We start from the raw sequence: 26237 nt of genomic DNA, 5'->3' as shown, positions 1-26237 counted from the left end.
CGCATGTCAGGCTTGTTAGCCTCATCAGTTTTTCCAACTCCGTGGACAAAGGAACGTTGCCATGAGGGCAAGAGATCTGGCTGTGCAGGTGCCACCGGTCCGAGTGGGCGACCCGGTGACCATGGCACCGATCGTGGATGTGCTGGTCACCTACGGCAGCGACTCCCACGACGGAGCGTTCCTGTGGTGGGCGTTCGCGCTGGGTGCCGACTTCGGCGGCAACGGAACAGCGGTGGCGGCCAGCGCGAACGTCGTCGGCATCGGGCTGGCGGCTCGCTCGGGACACAAGATCACGTTCTGGCATTTCACCAAGTACGGCATATTGACGACCGTCTTCACCACGATCATCGCCTGGATCTACATTTACCTGCGCTATATCGCTTTCGCCTAGGCTCCGACGGCGGCAGAGCTAGGCGCGCACCTGGTTCGTGCGCTCGTCGGTGCTGGCGATCGCATTCACCGCGGCCACCGTCACGGCGGAGCCGCCGCGGCGTCCCAGCAGCGCCAGATACTCCAGCCCGAACGGATTGTCGACCAGCGCCTGCTTCGACTCGGCCGCACCCACGAAACCTACCGGGATACCGATCACACCTGCCGGCTTGACTCCCGTGTCCCGCACCACTTCGAGCAGCCGGAACAACGCCGTCGGCGCATTGCCGATGGCCACCACCGCGCCCTGCAGGCGGGGCAGCCACAGGTCGACCGCGGCCGCGGTCTTGGTGGTGTGCAGTTCGGCAGCCATCTCGGCCAGCCGTGGGTCGCCCAGATGGCAGATCACCTCGTTGCTGTTCGGCAGCCGGGAACGGATGATCCCGGTGGCCACCATGGTGGAATCGCAGAAGACCGGGGCACCGTTCCACAAGGCTTCACGCGTGCTCGCCACCACACCCTCGGTGAACGCGATGTCGGCGGGCAGGTCGGTCTGGGCGGCGGCGTGGATCATCCGCACGACAACGTTGGCGACGTCATCGGGGAAACGCGACAGATCAGCCTCGCGACGAATGGTTGAAAACGATTCGGCGTAGATCTCGGCCGCATCAGTGAGGTAGTCGTATGTCACGTCCACGTGGGGGGTCCCTTCGAGGTCCGAATGCTCGTGGTCTAGAGTCTCATATGCGTCAAGCGACGAGGAAGCCGGGAAGAGCCGGCACGGTCGCGCCACTGTGAACGTTCATTCGAACGGAAGTCAGGAACTCACCTTGATGCATCGAATTATTGGGACGCGTCATCTCAAAAGGAGAGAGATTCGTGCATATCGCCGAAGGATTCCTACCGCCACTTCAATGTGCTGCCTGGTATGTGGCAGCCGCTCCATTCGTCATCCACGGGGCCCGTTGCGTCATCAAGGAAGCTCGCGAATCCACCGAGAACAAAATGCTGCTGGCCGTCGCCGGAGCTTTCACCTTCGTGCTCTCGGCGATCAAGCTGCCGTCGGTGACCGGCAGCTCCTCGCACCCCACCGGCACCGGTGTCGGGGCGGTGCTGTTCAGACCACCGGTAATGGCCTTCCTGGGCACCGTGGTGCTGCTGTTCCAGGCGCTGCTGCTGGCCCACGGGGGAATCACCACATTGGGCGCGAACGTCTTCTCGATGGCGATCGCCGGTCCGTGGATCGGCTACGGAGCCTATCGGCTGCTGCGCAGATTCGGATCGTCGATAGCGATCTTCGCGGCGATGTTCTTCGCCGATCTCAGCACCTACGTCGTCACCTCGATCCAATTGGCCATCGCGCATCCCGACCCGGTGTCCGGCTTCGCCGGAGCCGCAGCCAAGTTCCTGAGCGTCTTCGCCATCACCCAGATTCCGCTGGCCGTGGCCGAAGGCTTCGTCGGGGTGCTGCTCTTCCGCTTCCTGGCCGGAGTCGTGCGTCCCGAACTGGAACGCCGCGGCATCATCGACCCGATAGCTGCTCCCCAGGCGAAAGCTGAGGAGACCAGCAATGTCTAAGAAGAATCCCTGGATCACCTTCGGCCTGATTGCCGCCATCATCGCGATCTTCGTGCTCTCGTTCGCGCTGGCTCCCAAGCCCGGTGACGGCGAAGAAGGCTTCACGGGCACCGACTCGGTCGTCACCGAGACCCTGGAACAAGAAGGCACCGAGCCCTGGTTCCAGCCGATCTTCGAGCCCGGCAGCGGTGAGATCGAGTCCGGGCTGTTCGCCCTGCAGGCCGCCCTGGGTGCCGGTATCGTCGGATTCGCCCTCGGAAACCTGCGTGGCCGCGCCAAGAGCAGGGAAGAGTTCGCTGCGGCCGGGCCCGCACCGGTCAAACCATCGGGGGACGCACCTGTCCCGGCTACCGAATAGCCTGCAATGATTGCCCTTGATGATGCCGCCTGGGGTGCGCCCTGGCGGCACATCAGGGTCAGTGAGAAGCTCCTGCTCAGCATGGGTCTGGTCCTCACTGCCCTGATCGCACCCGCCTGGCCGGCCGCGCCGCTGGTGGCGCTGGCCTCGGTCGTCGCGACGCTCGGCCCGGCACGCATTCCCATCCGGACGCTGGCCACCGGCTTCGCGGCACCCCTCGTCTTCATCCTGATCGGCTCGATCTCGGTCGCCTTCATCGTCGGCCGGGCGCCCGCCGAAGCCTGGTTCCGTTTCGGCCCGCTATCACTGACCACAGCGTCGGCTCTCAACGGGCTGCAACTGTTCGCCCGCTCGACGGCCGGCACCCTGGCAATCCTGCTGCTCGCCACCACCACACCGATGGTCGACCTGCTCGGCTGGGCCCGCCAGCGCGGCGTGCCGGGACCGCTGGTCGAGGTGGCGTCCCTCATCTACCGGCTGCTGTTCGTGCTGCTCGACACCGCACTGGCGATGCACGTCGCGCAGGTGGCGCGGCTCGGGGACGCGCCGGCCGGCCCGAAACCATTCAAACGGCGGATGAACACCGCGGCCAACACCATGGGCACCCTCCTGGTACGTTCCTGGGATCGCGCCGCCCGGCTGACCGACGGGCTGGCAGCCCGCGGCATCGACGGTGACCTCATCACCCTGCCGCGCCGGATGCCGGCATCGCCACGATTCCTGGCGGCCGTCGGCGCGTTGCTCGGCGGCATCTGGCTGCTCACCATCGGGTGGACGGTCTTGTCATGATCCTCGTCGCGCGCGATGTCATCGCGTCCTATCCGGGGGCCGAACCGGTGCTGAAGCGGGCGAGCTGCCGGCTCTCTCCGGGGATCAGGCTGGCCCTGCTCGGCGCCAACGGCTCGGGCAAGACCACGCTGCTGCGCTGCCTGTCCGGTGCTCACAAGCCCGACTCGGGCGAGATCGCCCTGGCCGGCCGGCCGCTCAAACATGACAGGGCCGGCTTGCGGGAGCACCGCCGGCGCGTCCAATTGGTGCTGCAGGATCCCGACGACCAGCTCTTCTCGGCCGACGTCACCCAAGATGTCGCGTTCGGTCCGCTCAACCTGGGCCTGACCGAGGACGAAGCCCGCCGCCGTGTCGCTGAGGCACTCGACCTGCTGGGCATCACGCATCTGGCCGATCGTCCGACTCATCAGCTGTCCTACGGCGAACGCAAACGCGTCACGATCGCGGGAGCGGTCGCCATGCGTCCGGATGTTCTTCTGCTCGACGAACCCACGGCGGGTCTCGACCCGTCGGGTGTCGAAGAGACGCGCTCGGCGCTGGCGCGGCTCACCGGCCAGGGCACCACCATCGTCCTGGCCACCCACGACGTCGATTTCGCGCTGTCATGGGCGGATGAGGCGGCAGTGGTCGCCGGTGGTCAGGTGCACCAGGGCCCGATAGCCGAGGTGCTGGCCGATACCGATCTGGTGAGCCGGGCTCATCTGCGGCAGCCCTGGCAGTTGCAGCTGGCCATCGCACTGGGCCTGGAGTCCCGTCCCCGCACGATGACCGAGGTTCTCGAAGCTATCGGTCCTTCACACAGGCCCACTGCGTGACCGCGCGGGCAGGCGTCCAGCTCAGGAACCGGCCGAGCTGTTCGACGTTCTCGACCAGCAGCCGGCTCAACGACCCGCCGTGCGCCCGGTACCACCCGGCGAGCAGTGTTTCGGTGTCCAGGGTGACACCGTGGGCAACGATCCGTCCACCCGGCTTGAGCGCGGCCCAGCAATCATCGAGCACGCCATCGGTGACCCCGCCGCCGAGGAAAACCGCATCGGGCGCGGGCAGTTCCGCCAGAGCCCGGGAGGCCTCCCCGATGACGATCCGGACGCGGCCGGGAACCATGCGCTCAATGTTGCGGCGGGCCCGTTCGGCCCGCTCCGCCTTGCGTTCCAGGCCGATCGCGGACGCCCCCGGCGCGGCCCGGCACCATTCGATGGCCATCGCGCCCGAACCGAGACCGACGTCCCACAGCAGCTCGCCGGCCGCCGGGCGCAGGAATGCGAAGGCGCTGGCGCGCACGTGCCGCTTGGTGATCAATCCGTCGTGTTCGAACGCCTCGTCGGGTAGTCCGGGTGTCGTGCCGAGAGTCGCCAGCTCGTCGGATGTGGGAAGCTCGGATGTGCGATCGGTCACGAGGCGAGGCTACCCGAGAACAATCCAGCGGCGGGGGCGGCTCAGCGGCCCCGAACAAGGAGGATCATGAACCAGCTCACTCCCGGCACGGTCGTTCTGGTCGGCGGCGGTCCAGGTGACCCGGATCTCATCACCGTCGGGGGACTGCGCGCCGTGCAACAGGCCGATGTCATCGTCTACGACAGGCTGGCGCCACTTGCCGTGCTCGACCAGGCCCGCCCGGACGCCGAGAAGATCGACGTCGGCAAGATCCCGCGGGGCCCTCAGACGTCTCAGGAAGACATCAACGCGATCCTCATCGAACAGGCCAGGCAGGGACGCCGCGTGGTGCGGCTGAAGGGCGGCGACAACTTCCTGTTCGGTCGCGGCGGCGAGGAGGTCATCGAGTGTGCACTGGCCGGCGTGCCGGTGCAGGTGATTCCCGGCGTCAGCTCGGCGATCGCGGCTCCCGCTCTGGCGGGCATTCCGGTCACCCATCGCGGGCTGTCCCAGGGCGTCACCATCGTCAGCGGCCACGTCCGCCCGCAGGATTCGCGCAGCGAACTCAATTGGGTGGCGCTGGCCCAGACCAACACCACGCTGGTGATCCTGATGGGCGTCAAGTACCTTCCCGACATCGTTGCCGAACTCGTCGGTGCCGGCCTGGACGCCGGGACCCCTGCCGCGATCGTGATGAATGCGGCTTCGGATCAGATGCGGGTGCTGCGCGCTCCGCTGGGCGAGATCGCCGAGATCGCTGGTCGTGAAGGGGTCACCCCTCCGGCGATCACGATCATCGGTGCGGTCGCCGCGCTCGAACTGGCGCAGCCCGCCCAGCCGGAAGCGGATCGGAACTGACCGGTGCGGCTCAGTCTTGCGGCCAGGAACTCAGTGGTTCAGCGTGCCCACCCAGGTCACGGCATCGGCGACACTGCCGGCCTGCTGCAGGCCCTCGGGCAGCGGCGGACGCTCGATCATCACCACCGGGACGTCCAGCCGGGCTGCGGCTTCCAGCTTGGCCGCGTTGTCCGCGCCGCCGGAGTCCTTGCTGACGAGCAGGGTGATCGTCTCGTTGCGCAGCAGCGCGAGTTCTGCGTCCAGGCCGAAAGGGCCGCGGGCCTCAACGATGCGCATGCCGTCGGGCACCGGGTCGCCCTGCCACTCGGCGACTCTGGCCAGCACGTCGGGAAGACCGCGGTAGGCCGCCAGCGGCTGACGACCGACCGTCAGCAGCACCCTGCCGGATGCCTGCGCGGCCAGCGCGGCCGCCGCACGGTGGTCGGGCACCCAGCGCCACTGCGCGGCGAGCGGATGATCGGCCCAGCTGGGGCGGGTGAATCGCAGCAGCCTCACCCCGGTCACGGCGCAGGCTTGAGCCGCATTGGCGGTCATCCGGGCCGCAAACGGGTGCGTGGCGTCCACTACTGCGTCGATCTCAGTAGCGCGCAGGTAATCGACCAAGCCGTCAACCCCACCGAAGCCGCCGACCCGGGCGCCCACCTCGCCACGCGCCTGCGCGGTGCGTCCGGCCACCGACCTCAGCACAGCGACCCCGGCGGATTCCAGCGCGGCGGCCAGTTCCCGGCCGTCGGCGGTACCACCCAGCAAGAGGACTCGCACGTGCCTCAACCTATCGCACGCATGAAGGAGCAACGATGACAGGAATCCTGATCGCCGGGACGTCGTCCGACGCCGGAAAGTCCCTCATGGTGACCGGAATCTGCCGTGCCCTCAAACGGCGCGGCATCGACGTCGTGCCCTTCAAGGCGCAGAACATGTCGAACAACTCGATGGTCTGCGCCGACGGCTCCGAGATCGGACGCGCGCAGTACCTGCAGGCCCAGGCCGCCGGCGTCGAACCTGCCAGCATCCTCAACCCGGTGCTGCTCAAGCCCGGTACCGACCGCCGCGCGTTCGTGGTGCTGCGCGGACGCCCGGCCGGCACCTTGGAGGCCGGTGAGTACGCCACCGGACGCCGGCACCTGGCCGAGGCGGCGTTCGCCGCCTACCAGGAGCTGTCCGATAGCCACGAACTCGTCGTCGTGGAAGGCGCCGGATCCCCGGCCGAGACCAACCTGCGCGCCGGCGACTACGTCAACATGGGGTTGGCTCAGCAGTTCGGGCTGCCGGTGGTGTTGGTCGGCGATATCGACCGCGGCGGCATTCTCGCGAGCCTGTACGGCACCTGGGGCATTGTGTCCGAGGCCGATCGCGCGCTGCTGGCCGGCTTCATCATCAACAAGTTCCGCGGCGACCAGAGTGTGCTCGACCCCGGCCTGGACGACATCAGCCGCCGCACCGGAATGGAGAACCTCGGGGTGCTGCCCTGGCTGGAGGGTGTCTGGCTGGACGGCGAGGATGCCCTGCAGGTCGATCGCTGGCGCGCCGAATTGGGGCCGGTACCCGAGAAGCTCGTGCCGTTGCGGGTGGCCGTGGTGCGCTTCCCGCGCATCTCCAATGCCACCGATGTCGAGGCCCTCGCGAACACGCCGGGGGTCGACGTGACGGTCACCGCCGATCCCTACGAGGCAGCCGCCGTCGATCTGCTGATCCTGCCGGGTTCACGGTCGACCGTGGACGACCTGGCCTGGCTCCGCGAGCACGGTCTGGACGAGGCGATCGCTGCCCGCCGCGCCGCCGGGCGCCCGGTCTTGGGCATCTGCGGCGGCTACCAGATGCTCGCCCAGGTCATCGACGATCAGGTCGAGACGAGGAAGGGTCGAGTGCCCGGGCTCGGGCTGCTGCCGGTCGAGGTCAGCTTCGCCGACGAGAAGATCACCGCCCAGACCACCTACTCGTGGGGTGTCCACGAGGTGCACGGGTACGAGATCCACCACGGCGTCTGCACCCGGGTGGGGCAGGCCGAGCCGTTCCTGGACGGCTGGCAGGTGGGGTCGACCTTCGGCACCATGCTGCACGGCAGCCTGGAGAACGACGACTTCCGGAACGCGTTCCTGACCGAGGTGGCCCGGCTGGCCGGTGTGGGGTGGCGTCCCGACCCGGACGCCGTCGGCTATGCCGCCGCCCGGGAACAGATGATCGAAACCCTGGCCGACGCGGTCGAGGAGAAGGTCGACCTCGACCGGATGCTGGAGCTGGCCGGGCTGGCCGGACCGCATGGCGCGGCCCGCCGGGCGCAACCGCGGCCCAGCCGGGCGTCCGAGCCCGAAGCCGTGGATCTTGGCGAGTACTCCGAGGTGGAGGCCGAGCCCCTCACCGCCCGCGCGCTGCGGCTGAGGCCGCGGCTGATCGTCAACACCGGCGACGGCAAGGGGAAATCGACGGCCGCCTTCGGCGTCGGGCTGCGCGCCTGGTCACAGGGCTGGTCGATCGGGGTGTTCCAGTTCATCAAGACCTGCGGCTGGCCGACCGGTGAGCGGCTGGCCTTCCAGGCTCTCGATGACGTGCATCAGCGCACCGGCCAGGGCGGCCGGGTCGAGTGGCTGAACTTCGGCGAGGGGCGCACCGCCACCCGTGCCGGGGCGAAGGCCGATCAGCGGGCGCTGGCCGAGCGGGGCTGGCAGCAGGTCCGCGAGCGGCTGCTCGCCGAAACCCACGATCTGCTCATCCTCGACGAGTTCTGCCATGTGCTGGCCAAGGGCTGGCTGGACGCCGACGAGGTGGTCGACACGCTGCTGAATCGTCCGGGCCATCAACATGTGGTGATCACCGGACGCCATGCGCCGGACCGGCTGATCGCCGCCGCCGACCTGGTGACCGACATGCGCAAGATCAAGCATCCTTTCGATGCCGGTGAGAAGGGCCAGGCCGGAATCGAATGGTGATGACCCCCTATCCGCGCCTGCTGCTGGCCGCACCCAACTCGAGCTCGGGCAAGACCACCGTCAGCATCGGGCTGATGGCCGCACTGCGCGCCCGCGGGCTGCGGGTGGCGCCGTTCAAGGTCGGCCCCGACTACATCGATCCCGGCTATCACACGCTGGCCACCGGACTGCCCGGCCGCAACCTCGATGCCTGGTTGTGCGGCACCGGACGCATCGCACCGCTGTTCGCGCACGGCGCCGCGGGTGCCGATGTCTCGGTGGTCGAGGGGGTCATGGGGCTCTACGACGGGCGGCTGGGGCTCACCGAGGGCCGCAGCGGCTTCGGGTCGAGCGCCCACATCGCCGAGTTGATCGACGCCCCGGTGGTCTTGGTGATGGACACCAGCGGGGTCTCCCGCACGCTGGCCGCAACCGCCTATGGCCTGGCGAACCACCTGCAGGCGCCGAAGGTGGCCGGAGTCATCCTGAACAAGACGGGCTCGCCGAGGGCCGTGGACGAACTGCGGGGTGCGCTCGCGGAGGTGGGGCTGCCGGTGCTCGGCGCGATTCCGCGCAGCCGTGACCTGGTGGTGCCCTCGCGGCATCTGGGCCTGGTGCCCGCCGCCGAGCGCGATCAGGCCCAGGCGGTCATCGATGCCGCCGCCGAGTTGGTGGCCGCGCATGTCGATCTGGACGAGGTGCTGGCCGTGGCGTCCGCGGCGGCCGAGCTGGATGTCACGCCGTGGTCGGCGCAGGCCGAGATCAGCACCGTGGGCGGGCGTCCGCGGATCGCGGTGGCCGCCGGCCGGGCGTTCACCTTCCGTTACGCCGAGACGGTCGAGCTGCTGCGGGCCGCCGGCTGCGAGGTCGTCGAATTCGATCCGATGACCAGCCACCGCCTGCCGGGCGGCAGCCACGGGCTCTACCTGGGTGGCGGCTTTCCCGAGATGTATGCCGAGGAACTCGCCGCGAACCGCCCCCTGCTGGCCGAGGTCCGCGCGGCGGTCGCCGCGGGGATGCCGACCGTCGCCGAGTGCGCGGGATTGCTCTACCTGTGCCGCACCCTGGACGGCACCGACATGGCCGGCGCGGTCCCGCTGGACGCCCGGATGTCGCCGAAGCTCACGCTCGGCTACCGCGACCTGGTCGCCGCGTCCCGCTCGGTGGTCACCGAGCCGGGGGAGCGGGTGCATTCGCACGAGTTCCACCGGACGATCACCACCTCGCTGCGCGGCACGGCCGGTGCAGACGTGGCCCCGGCCTGGCTGGTCGATGCCGGGCCCGGGCGCACCGAGGGACTGGCGAGCGCGTCGGTGCTGGCGTCCTATCAGCACGTGCACTGGGCGGGATACCCGCAGCTGGCGCAGCGTTTCGCGCAGGCCTGCGCGGCCTTCGGCAACGCCGGGCGCAGCTGGCAGGCACCGGTCGGCCCGCAACGGCTGCCGGCGCCCGATCTGCGTCATCACGGGGACGCTCAACTGCGTCCGGGCCTGGTCGATCTGGCCGTCAATGTGCGGCGCGCTCCCGAATGGCTGCTCACCGCGGTGGCCGCCCGGGCAGACCAGTGGACCGGCTATCCCGAGTCGGGCGCCGCCCGTCAGGCGCTAGCCGCCCGGTACGGCCTGGAGGCCGGGCAGCTGCTGCCCACCGCCGGTGCTGCGGACGCCTTCACCCTTGTCGCGCGCACATTTCCGGGACGCAAGGTGGTGATCGTGCATCCGCAGTTCACCGAACCCGAGGTGGCCTGGCGGACCGCCGGCCATCAGGTGCGCCGGTCGATGCTGCGCGCCGACGAGGGTTTCCGGCTGGACGCCGACCGGATCGGTGCCGACGCGGATCTGGTCGTCCTCGGCAACCCGACGAACCCGACGGGGGTGCTGCATCCGGCCGCCGAGATCGGCAGGCTGGTGCGTCCGGGACGAATCGTCGTGGTCGACGAGGCCTTCATGGACTTTGTGCCCGGCGAGCCGGAGTCGGTCCTGGCCGGCGACCTGGACGGCGTGCTGGTCACCCGCTCACTGACCAAGTTGTGGGGGATCGCCGGGCTGCGGGCCGGATTCGTGGCCGGCGATCAAACCCTGATCGGCGAACTGGCCCGGCATCAGGAACCGTGGGCGGTCTCCACCCCCGCGCTGGACGCCATGGTCGCGATCGCGAGTGGCCAGGCCGACCGGGTGGCAGCCCGGATCCTCGATGAGGTCGCCACCGAACGGGCTTTCCTGGTGGACGCGTTGCGCGCCGCCGGGTTCCCAGTGGCAGGTGAGCCCCGGACACCGTTCGTCCTGGTGGATGTCAGCGGCCTGGGCGTCTCGAACCCTCCCGAAGCCCTCGCCGCCCAGGGCTTCGCGGTGCGTCGTTGCGATACCTTCCCGGGGCTGGGACCCGGCTGGATCCGCGTTTCGGTGCCCAGCGAACCGATCAGCACCGCGTTGATAGCGGCGCTGATCCGGGTGCGTGGTGATTGAGTTGTCGGTCCCTGGCGGAAGGGTCGATCTACACTGAAGCTCATGCTCTCGTCCGTGGTGGTCATCGGGGCAGGCCAGGCCGGTCTATCGGCTGCCTATCACCTGCTGCGGCGCGGTTTCGTGAGCGCTGTCGACTTCCCGCAGGCCGGCCGCAGCTTCGTCGTCCTCGACCATGAGACCGGTCCGGGTGGCGCCTGGCGGCACCGCTGGGAATCGTTGACCATGGCCACGGTCAACGGGATCTTCGATCTGCCCGGCCTGCCGAGCCCCCCGATCGACCCCGACGAGCCGAGCAGCATCGCCGTGCCCCGCTACTTCGCAGCGTTCGAAGACCGTTTCCGCCCGCCGATCCTGCGTCCCGAGATGGTCGACGCGGTCAGGCCGGACGACGACGACCCCGACGGCGACCTGGTCATCGACACCGACCGGGGTCAATGGCGGTCGCGGATCATCATCAACGCCACCGGCACCTGGACCAACCCGGTGTGGCCCGATATCGCCGGCCGCGCCACCTTCGCCGGCCGGCAGTTGCACACCCACGACTACACACGGGCTGCTGACTTCGCCGGACGCCGAGTCGCGATCGTCGGTGGCGGGATCTCGGCGATCCAGCATCTGGCGGAGATCTCGCGGGTGGCCACCACCTTCTGGTACACCCGGCGGGTACCTGAATTCCGCGACAGCTTCACCCCGGACGAGGGCGGACGGCAGACCATCGACCAGGTGCGGGCCGACGTCGAGGCGGGCCGCCCGACCCGAAGCGTGGTCTCCTATACCGGTCTGCCGCGGAACCAGTACACCCGCGAGGCGCACGACCGGGGCGTGCTCCGGCGCCGGCCGCTGTTCACCGCGGTGGAACCTGACGGAGTCCGGGAGGCCGATGGCAGCTTCACCCCGCTGGACACGATCGTCTGGGCGACCGGGTTTCGCGCCGCACTGCAGCATCTGGAGCCCATGCGGCTGCGCAACCAGCTGGGGGCCATCACGATGCGCGGCACCCAGGTGGCCGGCGAGCCACGCGTCCATCTGATCGGGTACGGCACCTCGCAGTCCACCGTCGGGGCCAATCGGGCCGGCCGCGAGGCTGTCGCTGCGATCGTCCGGCAGTCGCGGTTCTGACGCTGCGCGGCGCCGTGATCCCTGCGGTGACACGGGCCGGGCCGATAGACTGGCACTCATCACTGAAGATGATGCTTGGGCGACCAGAGGAGGCCGTGATGACCGCAGAGCTTCAGACCGCAGGTCGGATTGTTGTGGGAACCGATGGCTCGGAGCGAGCGAACAAGGCTGTTGATTGGGCTGCTGAACGGGCCCAGATACGCGGAATCCCACTTCTCGTGCTGGATGTGATCGCCGAGGTGCCGCTGCCGAGTCGCACTCACGCGCTCAAGGCAATGGCGAGCGGGGGCGACTTCCTGGAGCAGTACAACGCGCGTGCCGAGAAACGCCTCGACAAGGTACTCACGCAGCTGAAGGAGAAGCATCCCGATCTCGATGTCGAGGGCCAGGTCGTGCGGGGCAACCCGTCGGCGGTGCTCGCCGAGGCGTCCCGCGATGCGTTCCTCGTCGTGGTCGGCGCGCGTGGTCAGGGCGCACCGATGTCCGTGAAGCTGCTGGGTGGCGTCTCGGACGCGGTGGCCACCCACTCGCACGGACCCATCGCGGTGATCACCGACGAATCGATCGAGAACCCCGGTGGCCCGGTCGTGGTCGGCGTCGACGAATCCGCGGCGGCGAAGGGCGCCATCGACTTCGCCTTCGAGACCGCGCATGTCCGCAAGGTTCCGCTGATCGCGATCAACGCCTGGGATTTCGGCGCCTACGACGCCTACAACGCCGACGTGTGGGAGTACTCGATCGACGAGATCACCGCCGGGTTGACCGAGATGGTCAACAAGCAACTCGCCGACGGAAAGGCCAAGTTCCCCGAGGTCCCGACCGAGGTCCGGGTCGTCAGGGGCAGGGCCGAGGTCGCCCTGGTGGACGAGTCGAAGAAGGCGGGCCTGGTCGTCGTCGGTTCACGCGGACGCGGCGGCTTCGCCGGCCTGCTGCTGGGCTCGACCAGCAAGCACGTGCTGCGCGAGGCGCACTGCCCGGTGATCGTGACCCGCGGCGAGGTCCCGACCGAGACGACCATCTGAGCCGCCGACGCCTCCACGGATCCCGTTCAGGACCTGCATCGTTGACCCGGGTTTGGCGCTCGGGCCAACGATGCACGTAGTATGGACGTCAGGTCCCCCGTGCGGCGGTAACTCGCCCAACCCCCCCAGGGCCGGAAGGCAGCAAGGGTAAGTGAGCTCTTCCGGGTGCGCGGGGGCCCCTTTTTGTGCCGTCACAGCGCAGCGTCGGCGTCTCCCGCCGATCGGATACGGCCGCAGGAATCCGCCACCGGGGTGAAGAACTGTCGGTGGCTCAGCATAGGCTTGCCGGGTGGACGACGATCTTGGCTTCGACGGGGACGACCTCGCTGACGATCCCGATGACCTCCTGCTGTTCGAGCAGGACGATGCCGGCATCCCGTCAGCGCCCGAGCCCGTCGTTGTAGCGCCGGCTGCGACCGTCGAGCGTCCGCCGGCGCCGCTGGCGCTGTACCGGCGCTATCGTCCGGACACCTTCGCCGAGGTCATCGGCCAAGAACATGTCACCGGGCCGCTGTGCCGGGCGATCGCCAACAACAAGGTCAATCACGCCTACCTGTTCAGCGGGCCGCGCGGCTGCGGCAAGACCACCAGCGCGCGCATCCTGGCCCGCTGCCTGAACTGCGCGCAGGGCCCCACCCCCACGCCGTGTGGAGTCTGCGACTCCTGCGTGCAACTGGCCACCGGGGGACCGGGCAGCATCGACGTCATCGAGATCGACGCCGCCTCGCACGGCCGGGTGGACGACGCCCGCGACCTACGCGAGGGCGTCTACTTCGCGCCGGTGGCCAGCCGCTACAAGATCTACATCATCGACGAGGCGCACATGGTGACCAAGGAAGGCTTCAACGCCTTGCTGAAGGTCGTCGAGGAGCCACCCGAACACGTCAAGTTCATCTTCGCGACGACCGAACCCGAGAAGGTCATCGGGACGATCCGCTCGCGCACCCACCACTACCCGTTCCGGCTGGTGCCGCCGCGCACACTGACCGCCTATCTGGAAAAGATCTGCGGTGAGGAAGGTGTCGACGTCGAGCGGGGCGTGCTGCCGTTGGTGGTGCGCGCCGGTGCCGGCTCGGTGCGCGATTCGCTGTCGGTGCTCGATCAGCTGCTGGGCGCCGCCGACCACGGACGCGTCAGCTACCTGCAGGCTGCCGGGCTGCTCGGCTACACCTCCGACGCGCTGCTGGACGAGATCGTGGACGCTTTCGCCGCCGGAGACGGCAAGGGCGTGTTCGCGGGGATCGACAAGGTGATCGAGGTCGGCCAGGACCCGCGCCGCTTCGCCGAGGACCTGCTGGAGCGGATGCGTGATCTGGTGATCGTCTCCCAGGTGCCGGACGCGATCGATTCCGGGCTCATCGATGTGGCCGAGGACCAGGCCGAACGGCTGCGTGCCCAGGCGGCGGCGCTGGGCTCGGGCGAGCTCACCCGTGCCGCCGAGGTGATCGCGACCGGCCTGGTGCAGATGCGGGGCACCACCGCACCGAGACTGCATCTGGAACTGATCTGTGCGCGCATCCTGCTGCCCACCGCCGACGACGGCGCCCGCGGCGTGCATGCCCGCCTCGACCGGTTGGAACGGCGCCTCGACATGCCCGACGTCGTGCCGGGCCGCTCGGTCGCGCCGCCGGCCGGGGACGCCGAGATCCACCAGTTCCCGGCTCGCACGGCGCAGCCCTCCCGGCGACCCGAGCCGGTCGACGCGCCGATCGTCCCACCCGCCGACGAGCAGACCCCGCCCACCCGGCAGCGCCCGGCACAGCAACGTCGTCCACCCGAGCAACGCCCGGTCGACCAACCGCGCGGCCGCACCCCGCGGGCAGTCGATGAACAGCGCCCAGCACCCCAGCAGCCGGTGGCCCCTCCGCCGGCACCGCAGCCCCAGCCCAGCACCGCTGCCGCGTCCGGCCCGAGCACAGCCGATCTGCGGAGGCTGTGGCCGCAGATCCTCGAGGAGGTAAAGTCGCGCAAGCGGTTCACCCATGCCCTGCTCAGCCAGAACGCTCAGGTGGTCGAGGTCCGCGGCTCCGACCTGCTGCTCGGCTTCGCCAACCAGGGCACCTTGGAGCGCTTCCAGTCGGGCGGCAGCATCGAGGTGCTGCGCGAGTGCCTGATCGCGGTCCTGGGCGCAGATCTTCGTATCTCGGCGGCTGTGGACGGAGGCCCCTCGGCAGCCGGTCAGCATCAGCAGGCGGTACCCTCCCAACCCGGCGACGAACCCGACCATGAGCCGCAGCCGGTGCCACATCACTACCAGGCGGTCCATGACGAGGATCGTCGGCAGGCAGCGCCGGAGCGCGGCAGCAGCCCGCACGATGGCCAGAACCGGCGACCGGAGACCCCCGAGGCCGATATGGGCGATATCGTCACAGCTGAGGACGTGGTGCTCGATGAGTCGGGCGTGGACGCCGCGGAGCTACTGATGCGCCAGCTCGGCGCCCAGATCATCGACGAGCAAGAAACCTAAGTCCGCAACGAAAGGACATCCATGTTCCCCGAAGGAATGGACATGAACGCGCTGTTGCAGCAGGCCCAGGCCATGCAGGCGCAACTGCAGCAGGCCCAGGAGGACCTGGCGAACTCGGTCTTCACCGGCAGCGCGGGCGGCGATCTCGTCCAAGCGGTCGTCACCGGTGCTGGCGAGCTGGTCGGTCTCACGATCGAGCCGGGTGCCGTTGACCTCGACGACCTCGAGTCGCTCAGTGACCTGATCATCGCCGCGGTGCGGGATGCCGGCACCCAGGCCGCCAATCAGGCACAGGCGTTGATGCCCGATCTCGGCGGCCTCGGATTCTGAGAGGCTTGAGTTAGTTGTACGACGGTCCCGTCCAAGACCTGATCGATGAACTGGGACGCCTGCCCGGGATCGGCCCGAAGAGTGCTCAGCGCATCGCCTTCTGGCTGCTCGACCAGCCCGCCGAGGACGTTGAACGCCTCGCCCAGGCGCTGATCGAGGTCAAGCAGAAGGTGCGTTTCTGCGAGATCTGTTTCAACGTCACCGATCAGGACGTCTGCCGCATCTGCCGCGACCCCAAGCGCGACGCCTCGTCCATCTGTGTGGTGGAGGAGAGCAAGGACGTGGTGGCGATCGAACGCACCCGGGAGTTCCGGGGTCGCTACCACGTGCTCGGCGGCTCGATCAGCCCGATCGCCGGTCGCGGGCCCGGCGACCTGCACATCGCCGAACTGGTGCGCAGGCTCAGCGACGCCGCGATCACCGAGGTGATCCTGGCGACCAACCCCAACCTGGAGGGCGAAGCGACCGCCACCTATCTCAGCCGGCTGCTCGGCCAGACCCCGGGCATCCGGATCACCCGGCTGGCGTCGGGTCTGCCGGTGGGCGCCGACCTCGAGTACGCCGACGAGGTGACGTTGGGGCGGGCCTTCAGTGGCCGCCGCTACGTCGACTGACCGTCGTATTCCTCGCCGCGCTCCAGCCGGACGATGTTCACCGCACCCCAGAAGCCGAGCCCGTTGATGATCACGCGGGGATTGCCTTCGGGTGCCGGCCGGGTGGCCTTGACGTAGCGCGGCTTCTCCCAGCCGAAACCGCCCATGAAACCGATTCCGTTGACCTCGACGTCCATCTCGGGCGGCACGATGACATCGGTGCCCCCCATGATGGCGAAGCAGGTAACGATCGTGGTGTCGCTGGTGAAGATCGCCTCACGCAGGTCGATGGAGGTGCCGCCCATCACCGCGATCGAGACATGGGTGGGAGCGACCGTCCACTCGCCTGCCCGGTCGACGCCGCTCATGACCCCGACCGACAGCGCCGATCCCTTGGTTCCCTCGGGTGCGTAGACCGCCGGCAACGCCGGTTCGTCGGGCTCGGACTGCCAGCTGTCCTGAATGATCAGATCACCTGCGGGCACCGGAGACTGGTAGCTGACAACGCCGGGCTCCACCGCTTGTGGCGCCGGGGACGCGGTCAGGCCGCCGAGGTCGGACAGCAGATCGTCCAGCTCATCGAGGTAGACCGCGCCCAGTGCCTGTGGGCTGCGCTCCTGGAATTCGTCGCGGGTGATGCGCCCCTCGCGCCAGGCGCGGGTCAGCGCTTCGATCGCCTGCTGGCGATCGGCATCGCCCGCCCGCTGCCGCGGCGCATCCTGGAAGTCATCGTCATGGCTCATGATTCAACAGTAGTTGCCCGGGAGCGAGGCGAGTCACAAGGCGATCGTCGTCGGGGCGCGATCGGTCGCACCGGCCGGCGATTCGGGCAGCGTTGCGAACCTCTCGGCATGATTGGGTACCGCTGTAGCGCGTAGGGATATATAGGTGGACCCAATATCGGCTCGGCTGCGTCTCGGCAGCGGAGTCGGTTTCTTCGACGGCCGGGTGGCCGCCTACACTGGAATCCGCTGCTGCACGGCGCAGATGAGGCCATCACCTCGGAGCTGCCGGAAGAACGGCCGGGAGACCGGCTCACTAGAACCGGCCGCAGGGCGCGAATGAAGTGGGGATGCTTCGCATCCCAACAAGGGTGGTACCGCGGACGCCCGACCGGCGCGTTCGTCCCTTGATCGGTTTTCGACGAGGGAATTCTTCATGAGCGACCAAGAGGTGCAGCAGCCTGCTGACGGCTACCGTGCCGTGCCCGCGCAACTCGATCTGCCATCGATGGACCATCAGATCCTCGAGCTGTGGAAGCGGAACGACACGTTCCGCCGCAGCTGGGAGGCTACCAAGGACGGCAAGCGGTGGACCTTCTTCGAAGGCCCGCCGACCGCGAACGGGCACCCGGGCACCCACCACATCGAGGCCCGCGTCTTCAAGGACGTCTTTCCCCGCTTCAAGACGATGCAGGGCCGACGCGTCGACCGCAAGGCCGGCTGGGACTGCCACGGCCTGCCCGTCGAGCTGGCCGTCGAGCAAGAACTCGGCATCGACGACAAGTCCGAGATCGAGGCATTCGGCGTAGCCAAGTTCAATGAGCTGTGCCGCACCTCGGTGTCCCGCTATGTCGGCGAGTTCGCGGAGCTGACCAACCGGATGGGTTACTGGGTCAACCTCGACGACGCCTACTGGACGATGGACCCGCACTATGTCGAGTCGGAGTGGTGGGCCCTCAAGAAGATCTTCGACGAGGGTCTGCTGGCCGAGGACTACCGGGTCGCCCCGTACTGCCCGAAGGATCAGACCGCGTTGAGCGATCACGAGGTCTCGCAGGGATACGAGGACGTCTCCGACCCCTCGGTCTACGTCCGTTTCCCGCTGACCAGCGGTCCCTGGCAGGGCGCCGACCTGCTGGTCTGGACGACCACCCCGTGGACGCTGGTCAGCAACACCGCGGTCGCGGTGCATCCCGAGGTCAGCTACGTGCGTGCCACCGACGGCGCTTCCCAGCTGGTGGTCGCCGAGCCGCTGTTCGAAACCGTGCTCGGCTCGATCACCGATGATGACGGCAAGCCGGTCTGGCAGATCGTCGACCAGATCACCGGGGCCGAGATGGAGTACTGGGACTATCAGCGTCCCTTCGAGCTGGTGCCGTTCAAGGACCGGGCCAACTTCGTGGTGCTCGCCGACTATGTCACCACCGCCGACGGCACCGGCCTGGTGCATCAGGCGCCCGCCTTCGGCGCCGACGACATGGCGATCTGCCGTGCCTACGGCCTGGAGATGCTCAACCCGATCCGCTCCGACGGCACCTTCGAGCCGACCGTCCCGCTGGTGGGCGGCGTCTTCTTCAAGACCGCCGACCAGGCACTGGTTGCCGACCTCGAAGCTCGCGGCCTGTTGTGGAAGCTCCAGCCGTACACGCACTCCTATCCGCACTGCTGGCGCTGCGGCACCCCGCTGATCTATTACGCCCAGCCGTCCTGGTACATCCGCACCACCCGCATCAAGGACCGGTTGCTGCGCGAGAACGAGGAAACCAACTGGTACCCCGACACCATCAAGCACGGCCGCTACGGTGACTGGCTGAACAACAACATCGACTGGGCGCTGAGCCGCAGCCGCTACTGGGGCACTCCGCTGCCGATCTGGCGTAACGACGCGGACCCAGCCAAGATGGTCTGCGTCGGCTCCCGCGCCGAGTTGGGTGAACTGGCCGGTCTGGACCTGAGTGAGCTTGATCCGCATCGTCCGTTCGTCGATGACATCACCTTCACCATCGCAGGCCAGGCGGGCACCTACCGCCGCGTTCCCGAGGTGATCGACGCCTGGTTCGATTCCGGCTCCATGCCATTCGCGCAATGGGGTTACCCCTACGTGGAGGGTTCGAAGGAGAAGTTCGAGCAGCACTACCCGGCCGATTTCATCTGCGAGGCCATCGATCAGACCCGCGGCTGGTTCTACACGCTGATGGCGGTCGGCACGCTGGTCTTCGACCAGTCGAGCTACCGCAATGTGCTGTGCTTGGGCCACATCCTCGCCGAGGACGGCCGCAAGATGAGCAAGCATCTGGGCAACATCTTGGAGCCGATCCCGCTGATGGACGAGCACGGCGCGGACGCGGTGCGCTGGTTCATGGCCTGCTCCGGTTCGCCGTGGTCGGCTCGCCGAGTCGGCGCCGGGGCACTGCAGGAGACCGTCCGCAAGGTGCTGCTGACCTACTGGAATACCGTCGCCTTCCAAAGCCTCTACGCCCGGGCGAACGGCTGGACGCCGACCGGTTCGGCTCCGGCGGTGGCAGAACGCCACGTGCTGGATCGCTGGCTGGTCTCGGCCACCCAGCAGCTCATCGTGGATGTCACCGCAGACCTGGAGAACTTCGACACCCAGCATGCCGGTGTGCTCTTGCAGGAGTTCATCGACAACCTCTCCAATTGGTACGTTCGCCGTAGCCGGCGCCGTTTCTGGACCGGTGACCCGGGGGCCTTGTGGACGTTGCACGAGACCCTGAATCAGCTGACCCGGTTGATGGCGCCGATCGTCCCGTTCATCACCGAGCGGGTCTGGCAGGATCTGTTCGTGTCGACCGATCCCGATGGCCTCGACTCGGTTCATCTGACCAGCTGGCCGGTGGCCGATGAGTCCCTGATCGACACCGGGCTGGCTTCGGCCATGAAACTGGCTCGTCGGCTGGTCGAGTTGGGACGCGCCGCCCGCGCCGATGCCAAGGTCAAGACCAGGCAGCCGCTACGGCGTGCGCTGATCAGTTCGGGAGCTCGTACCCAGCTGCGGGACGCGCTGCTCGCCGAGATCACCGCCGAGCTCAACATCGGCTCGGTCGAAACCTTCCACGCGGCCGGAGATGTCGTCGACTACTCGGCGAAGGCGAACTTCCGGGCACTCGGCAAGCGCTACGGCAAACAGACCCCGACGGTCGCCAAGGCGGTGGCTGCCGCCGATGCCGCGGAGCTGTCCCGCCGGCTGGCCGCCGGCGGTGTGGTGAAGCTGGATGTCGAGGGTGTCGGCGAGGTCGAGCTCGGCGCCGACGATGTCTTCATCACCGAGCGTCCCCGCCAGGGCTGGTCGGTGGTCGAGGAGGACGGTCAGACGATCGCCCTCGATCTGGAGCTGACCCCCGAGCTCGTCTCGGCAGGTCTGGTCCGCGAGGCGATCCGTTTCATCCAGGAGACCCGCAAGGCATCCGGGCTGGACGTCAGCGACCGCATCCGCCTGGAGTGGGCTGCCGACGATCCGGAGATGGCCAAGGCGGTCGCCGGGCACCTGAGGCAGATCGCCGACGAGGTGCTGGCCACGGTGACCACGCAGGGCGCGGTCGGCCAGGGCTGGGTCGATGACGCCGAGACGGGCCTGCATGTCCACGTCGAGAAGGCCTGAGGTGACCTGCGGGCACTGACGTGACCAACTGACGTCACCAACTGACAGGGCCGGGTGCTGCTGCGCCCGGCCCTGGTTGCGTCCACCCCTGGTTAGATGGGCTTATGGATATGCCGGCATCTGTCCCAGGCCCGCAACACGATCTCGAACGCAATCCGCTGCCACCTTTCGCCTGCCCGGCCGACCAGGTCGTGCAGGAACTCGCCACCGATGCTGCCGCCGGCCTGAGTTCCGCGGCCGCAGCCGAGCGGCTGGCCGCCGACGGTCCCAACGAGCTCGAGACTGCCCCTGCCACACCCTGGTGGAAACGGCTGTTCACCCAGTTCACCGACCCGCTGGTCGTGCTGCTGCTGGTGGCCATCGTGATCTCGGCTGCCGCCTGGATACTGGAGGGGGCCGAGGGCGCCCCCATCGATTCGATCGTCATCTTCGCCGTGCTGCTGCTGAACGCGGTCATCGGGCTGGTGCAGGAGAACCGCGCGGACGAGGCGGTGGCCGCGCTGAGGGAGATGACCAAGGCCACCACGTTGGTCATCCGCGACGGCAGGCGCGCGGAAATCGCCTCGTCCGAGCTGGTCAGGGGCGATCTCATCGCGCTGGGCGAGGGCGACCAGATACCGGCCGACGCCCGGCTGATCAGCGCCGATGCGCTGCGAATCATCGAATCGTCGCTCACCGGAGAATCCGAACCGGTCTCCAAGTCGACCGACCCCGTCGGGCCGGCGGCCGAACTGGCCGATCGCACGAACATGGTCTTCCGCGGCACCTCGGTGGCCCAGGGCAGTGGTCAGGCAGTGGTCACCGCCACCGGCATCCACACCGAAATGGGCGCCATCGCGCAGATGCTCGCCTCGGTCGAGGACGCCCCGACCCCACTTCAGCGCGAGATCACCAAGGTCTCGAAGGTCCTCGGCATCGCGGTGCTGATCATCGCCGTGGTGGTGATCGTGGCCCTGGTGCTGCTGGGCAACGTACACACTGTCGAGGACTTCATCGAGACCCTGCTGCTGGGGGTGTCGCTGGCGGTGGCGGCCGTGCCGGAGGGGCTCCCGGCGATCCTGTCGGTCGTCCTGGCGCTGGGTGTGCAGCGGATGGCCGCCCACAATGCGGTGGTCAAGAAGTTGACCAGCGTGGAGACCCTCGGATCGGCGACCGTTATCTGTTCCGACAAGACCGGAACCCTGACCCGCTCGGAGATGACCATTCAGGAAGTGGCGACCGCGTCCGGGGCGACCATGGTGACCGGGGTCGGCTACGAGCCGAGCGGAGAGGTGTCGCCGGACCTCGACCGCGACGGCGTGCCCGACACCGAGAAGCTGTCCGGCGAACTCGCCAGCGAAGTGACGCTGGTGCTGTCGGGCGGGGTGATGGCCTCCGATTCCGAGTTGGCTCAGGCCGAGGACGGCAGCTGGCATGTTCTCGGTGATCCCACCGAGGGCGCCTTCCTGGTCGCCGAACGCAAGCTGGGCGTCCAGGGTTCCCGTGAGGGACGATTCGAGCGCATCGGCGTGCTGCCCTTCACCTCCGAACGCAAGCTGATGAGCGTCTTCTACGCCGACGACGCCCACGGCTCAATCACGATGGTCGTCAAGGGTGCGCCCGATGTGCTGCTGGAGCTGTGCACGCGGGTACGTGTCGGCGACCGGTCCGTCCCCATGAACCAGGACCACCGTGACCGGGTGCTGGCCGAGATCGAGGACATGAGTTCACGCGCGCTGCGCACCCTGGCGGTGGGCGTCCGGGATGTGTCGCGCGAACAGTTCGAGGCCACCCGGCACGGCGACGACGAAGAACGCGCCGGCCGGCTGGGAGCCCTGGAGACCGACTTCACCCTCGCGGGCGTGGTGGGCATCATCGACCCTGCACGTCCGGAAGCCGCGCGAGCGGTCCGCGAGGCGCATCGGGCCGGGATCCGCATCCTGATGATCACCGGTGACCATCCCGCAACAGCCGGGCGGATCGCCGCCGATCTGGGTATCGCACCCGAAGGCGCGCGGGTGCTGACCGGCGCCGAACTGACCGCCCTGGACGACGACCAACTGAAGCAGGTCGTCGAGGAGGTGACCGTCTACGCGCGGGTGGCGCCGTCGCACAAGATGCGGATCGTGCGGGCGCTGCAGGCCCAGGGCGAGACAGTGGCGATGACCGGGGACGGAGTCAATGACGCCCCCGCGCTGCGGGCCGCCGACATCGGCGTGGCGATGGGTGTCACCGGCACCCAGGTGACCAAGGATGCCGGCACCATGGTGCTCGCCGACGACAACTTCGCGACCATCGTGGAGGCGGTACGTGAGGGACGCCGCATCTTCGACAACATCCGCAAGTTCCTGCGCTACCTGCTCTCGTCCAATATGGGCGAGGTACTGACCATCTTCCTGGGGGTCGCGTTCGCCGGGATACTCGGCCTGACCAGCGACGCCGGGGCGGCCGTGGTGCTGCCGCTGTTGGCCACCCAGATTCTGTGGATCAACCTGGTCACCGATTCCGGCCCGGCATTGGCGATGGGAGTGGATCCCTCGGTCGAAGACGTGATGGCCCGCAAACCTCGTCGTCCTGACGAACCGGTGATCAATAAGGCGATGTGGTCGGGAGTGGCGTCGATCGGCCTGGTGATGGCGTTGGCGACGCTGCTGACCATCGACATCTTCCTGCCCGGCGGGCTGGTCGCCGGCAACGATTCGCTGACGGTGGCGCGTACCGCGGGCTTCACCACCTTGGTGATGGCCCAGCTGTTCAACACGCTCAACTCGCGCTCCGAGAACATCTCGGCCTTCCACCATCTGTTCGTCAACCCGTGGCTGTGGGGGTCCCTGGCGCTGGGCGTGGTGCTGCAGGTGCTCGTGGTGCAGGTCGGTTTCTTGCAGACGGCTTTCGGCACGGCGTCGCTGGATCTGACGCACTGGGGAGTCTGCGTCGCGATGGCCTCATCGGTGCTGTGGTTCGACGAGATCCGCAAACTGATCAGGCGCGCAGCTGCCCGCTGAGATGCGAATCCGGGGGTGGATCGGCCACTCCGGGAACCTACCGGCAGGAAGCCGAGGAACAGGCGCCCCGCACGAAGTCAAGGGACAGGCGCCCACACGAAGTCAAGGAACAGGCGCCCGCTGAGGTGCGACTCGTCGGCGGATCCGCCGCACCTCAGCCACGGACATCACGCGGTTACGGAACGAGCAGCACCTTGCCAGTGGTCTGGCGTGACTCCAGCGCCCGGTGCGCCTGGGCGGCGTCAGCCAGCGAGAAGGTCTCGCCGATGCGTACCTTCAGCCGCCCGGAGGCTGCCGCACCGAACATCTCGTCGGCCCGCCAAAGCGTCTCCTGCCTGGTCAGCGTGTAATGGGCCAGAGTGGGGCGGGTGATGAACAGCGATCCGCCGCTGTTCAGCCGTTGCAGATCGAACGGCGGCACCTGACCCGACGAGCCGCCGAACAGCACCATCATGCCGCGCGGCCGCAGGCTCGCCAGGGACGCATCGAAGGTCGCCTTGCCGACTCCGTCGAAGACGACATCCACGCCGCCACCGGCCAATACCCGCACCCGGCGCGGCAACTCGGTGGCCAGATCACCGACCTCGGTGTAGACGATCGCCTCCTTGGCGCCATAAGACCTGGCCAGATCGGCTTTCTCCGGGGTCCCGGCGGTGGCGATCACGCGTCCACCGTGGGAGGTGATCAGCTGGGTCAGCAGGCCGCCGACCCCGCCGGCCGCCGCATGGACCAGCGCGACGGTGCCTTCGCTCACCGGATAGGTCGAGCGGCACAGGTAGTGCGCGGTCATGCCCTGCAGCGGCAGGGCGCCGGCCACCCGCATGTCCATGCCCTCCGGCACCGGCAGCAACTCCTGGTCGTCCACCACGACGTATTCGGCATACGAGCCCGGTGCGGACGCCCAGGCGACCGTGTCTCCGACCGCGACATCGGTCACATCTTGGCCCAGCGCCACGATGTGACCGGAACCCTCGGAGCCGACGACATGCGGGAAGTTCATCTTGTAGATGCCCGATCGTCGGTAGGTATCGATGAAGTTCACGCCTGCGGCGTCCACCTTGACCAGGACCTGCCCCGGGCCGGCGACCGGCTCGGGAACATCGGTGTATTCGAGGACTTCGGGTCCGCCGGCGGCGGTAGCGATGACTGCCTTCATGCTTCCATTCAAGCACCGTGCCGGCGAACCGGTTCTCGGGTCGGATTATCTGCAGGGGCCGCAGAAAACCCGACCCGAGTCCGCGCATCGGGGCGCCGCTCGGCCTCAGCCGATGGGGATCAGGGACGCTGCCATGACAATCGGCAACGAGACCAGCGAACCCATGGCCGTCACGGTGGTCATGGTCTTCAAGGTGCCCTGCGTCGACAGGCCGAGCAGCGACTTGTACAGCCAGAAGAAGTTGCTGTTGACCTGGAGTGCAAACAGCGATCCGGACGCGATCGCCAGTCCGACAATGACCGGCGCGACCGGCAAGCTGCCGACGATCGGAGCCAGAATGCCGGCGGCGGTGATCGCCGCAACCGAAACCGAGCCGATGGCCAGGTGCATCAGCGCGGCCACGAACCAGGCCAGCAGGATGATCAACACGACAGACATGCCCTGCTCGGCCGAGAACAGATCGCCCAACAGATCGGCCAGCCCGGTGGCCTTGATCACAGCGCCCAGTGAACCGCCAACACCGGTGACCAGCAAAATCTCACCGCTGGTGCGCAGGCCGGCGGTGAACGCATCGGCGGTCTCCTCGGCCTTCACATAGTGGCGGGCCATGCCATAGGCGATCAGCAGCCCGGTGAACAGCGCGACCGTGGCATCGCCGATGAAGTTGATGATCGGCACGTCCAGTCCCGCCAGCCCGGCGAAGGCCCCGAACGCGATCATCAGCAGTGGCACCAGGATTGGGCTCATCGCCAGCAGCAGGCTCGGACGCTTACCCTCGGCGAGCGCCGCGGCAGGCTCGACATCGGTCAGGTTGTCGTCGCGATCCTCCTCGTCCTTTTCCTCGTTCCACCAGCCCATGATCAGCATGCGGTGGTAGAGCCAGATGGTGATCATGGCGGTGAGCGGGCCGATGACGATGCCGAACAGCAGATAGGTTCCCATGGTCAGGTCGAGCAGGCCGACGATCGAGATGGCCGCCAGACCCGGCACCACGAAGACATAGCCCGCGAAGATGCCGATGCCGAGCGCACCGGCGAGCCAGGGACGTCCACCCTTGCCCAGGTACTTCGCGGACGAGCGCGCCACCGGGGCGGCGAGCACGACCTGCACGTCCACGTAGATCGACGGCGCGATGGTCGCCAGCACGGCAGCCAGCGCATACGGCAGCCTCTTCGCGGGCACAGCGCGCACCAGCGCCTGCACCATCATCTCGAAGGCGCCGACCTTGTTCAGCATGGCTCCGATGAGCACCCCGAATCCGATCAGCAGACCGATATCGGCCATGATGTCGCCGAAACCGGTGGTGATGGCCGAGACCGTCTCCATGAGACCGATGCCGCTGGCCAGGCCGAGATACAGCGCGCCGAGCACCAGGGCGACGATGGGATCGAACTTCAGTTTGATGATGAGGAAGATGACCGCCGCAATCGCGATCACTGTATGCAGAGCAACCATTGCCAGACTCCTTCGACACCACCACTACGGCGTGATGGATGCCACCCAGCCTGTTATGCGGAGTCCGTACAGG

Annotated in this window: 21 protein-coding genes, 1 other RNA gene and 1 pseudogene; 17 read left to right on the top strand and 6 right to left on the bottom strand. The window is 68.0% G+C overall.

The genetic code is table 11. The annotated features are described in order from the left end of the window. Positions 1–61 precede the first annotated feature (61 nt). Positions 62–391, top strand: coding sequence for a transporter permease (locus tag QUE25_RS04815; RefSeq protein ID WP_286268015.1), 330 nt, complete (start codon positions 62–64; stop codon positions 389–391). An 18-nt stretch (positions 392–409) separates the two neighbouring features. On the opposite strand, the gene QUE25_RS04810 is transcribed toward QUE25_RS04815, so the two are convergent. Beyond that, positions 410–1066, bottom strand: coding sequence for a precorrin-8X methylmutase (locus QUE25_RS04810; RefSeq protein ID WP_425332737.1), 657 nt, complete (start codon positions 1064–1066; stop codon positions 410–412). Positions 1067–1248: 182 nt separating this feature from the next. Between QUE25_RS04810 and QUE25_RS04805 the strand changes: the two genes are divergently transcribed. The 4 genes from QUE25_RS04805 to QUE25_RS04790 are packed head-to-tail and all read left to right on the top strand — an operon-like array spanning position 1249 to position 3909. Further along, positions 1249–1947 (top strand): energy-coupling factor ABC transporter permease, encoded by a 699-nt coding sequence (locus QUE25_RS04805; RefSeq protein ID WP_286268014.1) that lies wholly within the window; start codon positions 1249–1251, stop codon positions 1945–1947. Then, a complete protein-coding gene (locus QUE25_RS04800) occupies positions 1940–2305 on the top strand; it encodes an energy-coupling factor ABC transporter substrate-binding protein (protein ID WP_286268013.1) in 366 nt (121 codons plus the stop codon). The genes QUE25_RS04805 and QUE25_RS04800 overlap by 8 nt, the downstream gene beginning before the upstream one ends. A 6-nt stretch (positions 2306–2311) precedes the next feature. Continuing rightward, the gene (gene cbiQ / locus QUE25_RS04795; RefSeq protein WP_286268012.1) at positions 2312–3094 is read left to right on the top strand and encodes a cobalt ECF transporter T component CbiQ; all 783 of its coding nucleotides are present in this window, start codon (positions 2312–2314) and stop codon (positions 3092–3094) included. Further along, positions 3091–3909 carry an energy-coupling factor ABC transporter ATP-binding protein gene (locus tag QUE25_RS04790; protein ID WP_286268011.1) on the top strand — a complete coding sequence of 273 codons (819 nt, stop codon included), beginning with the start codon at positions 3091–3093 and terminating at the stop codon, positions 3907–3909. The genes cbiQ and QUE25_RS04790 overlap by 4 nt, the downstream gene beginning before the upstream one ends. Here the strand turns inward: QUE25_RS04790 and cbiT are convergent. After that, positions 3878–4489, bottom strand: coding sequence for a precorrin-6Y C5,15-methyltransferase (decarboxylating) subunit CbiT (gene cbiT / locus QUE25_RS04785; RefSeq protein WP_286268010.1), 612 nt, complete (start codon positions 4487–4489; stop codon positions 3878–3880). The two genes, QUE25_RS04790 and cbiT, sit on opposite strands and share 32 nt — an antisense overlap. Before the next feature lie 66 nt (positions 4490–4555). Between cbiT and cobA the strand changes: the two genes are divergently transcribed. Then, entirely contained in the window at positions 4556–5326 is a 771-nt protein-coding gene (gene cobA, locus QUE25_RS04780; RefSeq protein WP_286268009.1) for a uroporphyrinogen-III C-methyltransferase, read from the top strand. A gap of 30 nt (positions 5327–5356) precedes the next feature. Here the strand turns inward: cobA and QUE25_RS04775 are convergent, their stop codons facing one another. Beyond that, a complete protein-coding gene (locus tag QUE25_RS04775; RefSeq protein ID WP_286268008.1) occupies positions 5357–6088 on the bottom strand; it encodes a cobalt-precorrin-6A reductase in 732 nt (243 codons plus the stop codon). A gap of 35 nt (positions 6089–6123) precedes the next feature. On the opposite strand from QUE25_RS04775, the pseudogene QUE25_RS04770 reads away from it, so the two are divergent. The 9 genes and pseudogenes from QUE25_RS04770 to recR form a co-directional block, all read left to right on the top strand. Beyond that, positions 6124–7566, top strand: a pseudogene (locus QUE25_RS04770) (cobyric acid synthase); the annotation flags it as partial. Between the two features lie 75 nt (positions 7567–7641). Further along, positions 7642–8253, top strand: coding sequence for a cob(I)yrinic acid a,c-diamide adenosyltransferase (cobO, locus tag QUE25_RS04765; protein ID WP_286268495.1), 612 nt, complete (start codon positions 7642–7644; stop codon positions 8251–8253). Continuing rightward, the gene (gene cobBC / locus QUE25_RS04760; protein WP_425332736.1) at positions 8247–10697 is read left to right on the top strand and encodes a bifunctional hydrogenobyrinic acid a,c-diamide synthase/histidinol phosphate aminotransferase CobBC; all 2451 of its coding nucleotides are present in this window, start codon (positions 8247–8249) and stop codon (positions 10695–10697) included. The genes cobO and cobBC overlap by 7 nt, the downstream gene beginning before the upstream one ends. A gap of 42 nt (positions 10698–10739) precedes the next feature. Beyond that, positions 10740–11816, top strand: a complete 1077-nt coding sequence (locus QUE25_RS04755; RefSeq protein WP_286268006.1) for an NAD(P)-binding domain-containing protein — start codon at positions 10740–10742, stop codon at positions 11814–11816. 98 nt (positions 11817–11914) lie between these two features. After that, positions 11915–12838 (top strand): universal stress protein, encoded by a 924-nt coding sequence (locus QUE25_RS04750; protein ID WP_286268005.1) that lies wholly within the window; start codon positions 11915–11917, stop codon positions 12836–12838. A gap of 88 nt (positions 12839–12926) precedes the next feature. Beyond that, an RNA gene (ffs, locus tag QUE25_RS04745) (signal recognition particle sRNA small type) lies at positions 12927–13023 on the top strand. A gap of 104 nt (positions 13024–13127) precedes the next feature. Beyond that, a complete protein-coding gene (locus QUE25_RS04740; protein ID WP_425332735.1) occupies positions 13128–15305 on the top strand; it encodes a DNA polymerase III subunit gamma and tau in 2178 nt (725 codons plus the stop codon). A 21-nt stretch (positions 15306–15326) separates the two neighbouring features. Next, complete coding sequence (locus QUE25_RS04735; protein ID WP_286268004.1) at positions 15327–15635, top strand: YbaB/EbfC family nucleoid-associated protein; 309 nt, start codon at positions 15327–15329, stop codon at positions 15633–15635. A 14-nt stretch (positions 15636–15649) separates the two neighbouring features. After that, complete coding sequence (gene recR, locus QUE25_RS04730; RefSeq protein ID WP_286268003.1) at positions 15650–16249, top strand: recombination mediator RecR; 600 nt, start codon at positions 15650–15652, stop codon at positions 16247–16249. Here the strand turns inward: recR and QUE25_RS04725 are convergent. After that, positions 16237–16971: a DUF1707 SHOCT-like domain-containing protein gene (locus QUE25_RS04725; protein WP_286268002.1), complete on the bottom strand. Its 735-nt coding sequence runs from the start codon at positions 16969–16971 to the stop codon at positions 16237–16239. The genes recR and QUE25_RS04725 overlap by 13 nt on opposite strands. A 415-nt stretch (positions 16972–17386) precedes the next feature. On the opposite strand from QUE25_RS04725, the gene ileS reads away from it, so the two are divergent. Beyond that, positions 17387–20569, top strand: coding sequence for an isoleucine--tRNA ligase (ileS, locus tag QUE25_RS04720; protein WP_286268001.1), 3183 nt, complete (start codon positions 17387–17389; stop codon positions 20567–20569). Positions 20570–20679: 110 nt separating this feature from the next. Further along, complete coding sequence (locus QUE25_RS04715; protein WP_286268000.1) at positions 20680–23553, top strand: HAD-IC family P-type ATPase; 2874 nt, start codon at positions 20680–20682, stop codon at positions 23551–23553. 175 nt (positions 23554–23728) lie between these two features. On the opposite strand, the gene QUE25_RS04710 is transcribed toward QUE25_RS04715, so the two are convergent. Then, entirely contained in the window at positions 23729–24709 is a 981-nt protein-coding gene (locus QUE25_RS04710) for a quinone oxidoreductase family protein (RefSeq protein WP_286267999.1), read from the bottom strand. 105 nt (positions 24710–24814) lie between these two features. Further along, positions 24815–26164, bottom strand: coding sequence for a GntP family permease (locus QUE25_RS04705; protein WP_286267998.1), 1350 nt, complete (start codon positions 26162–26164; stop codon positions 24815–24817). Positions 26165–26237 lie beyond the last annotated feature (73 nt).

This window comes from Brooklawnia propionicigenes, from assembly GCF_030297015.1.
Classification (GTDB): Bacteria; Actinomycetota; Actinomycetes; order Propionibacteriales; family Propionibacteriaceae; genus Brooklawnia; species Brooklawnia propionicigenes.
Note: the sequence above shows the minus strand (reverse complement) of the source record. Positions and strands in the feature narration are given on the sequence as shown.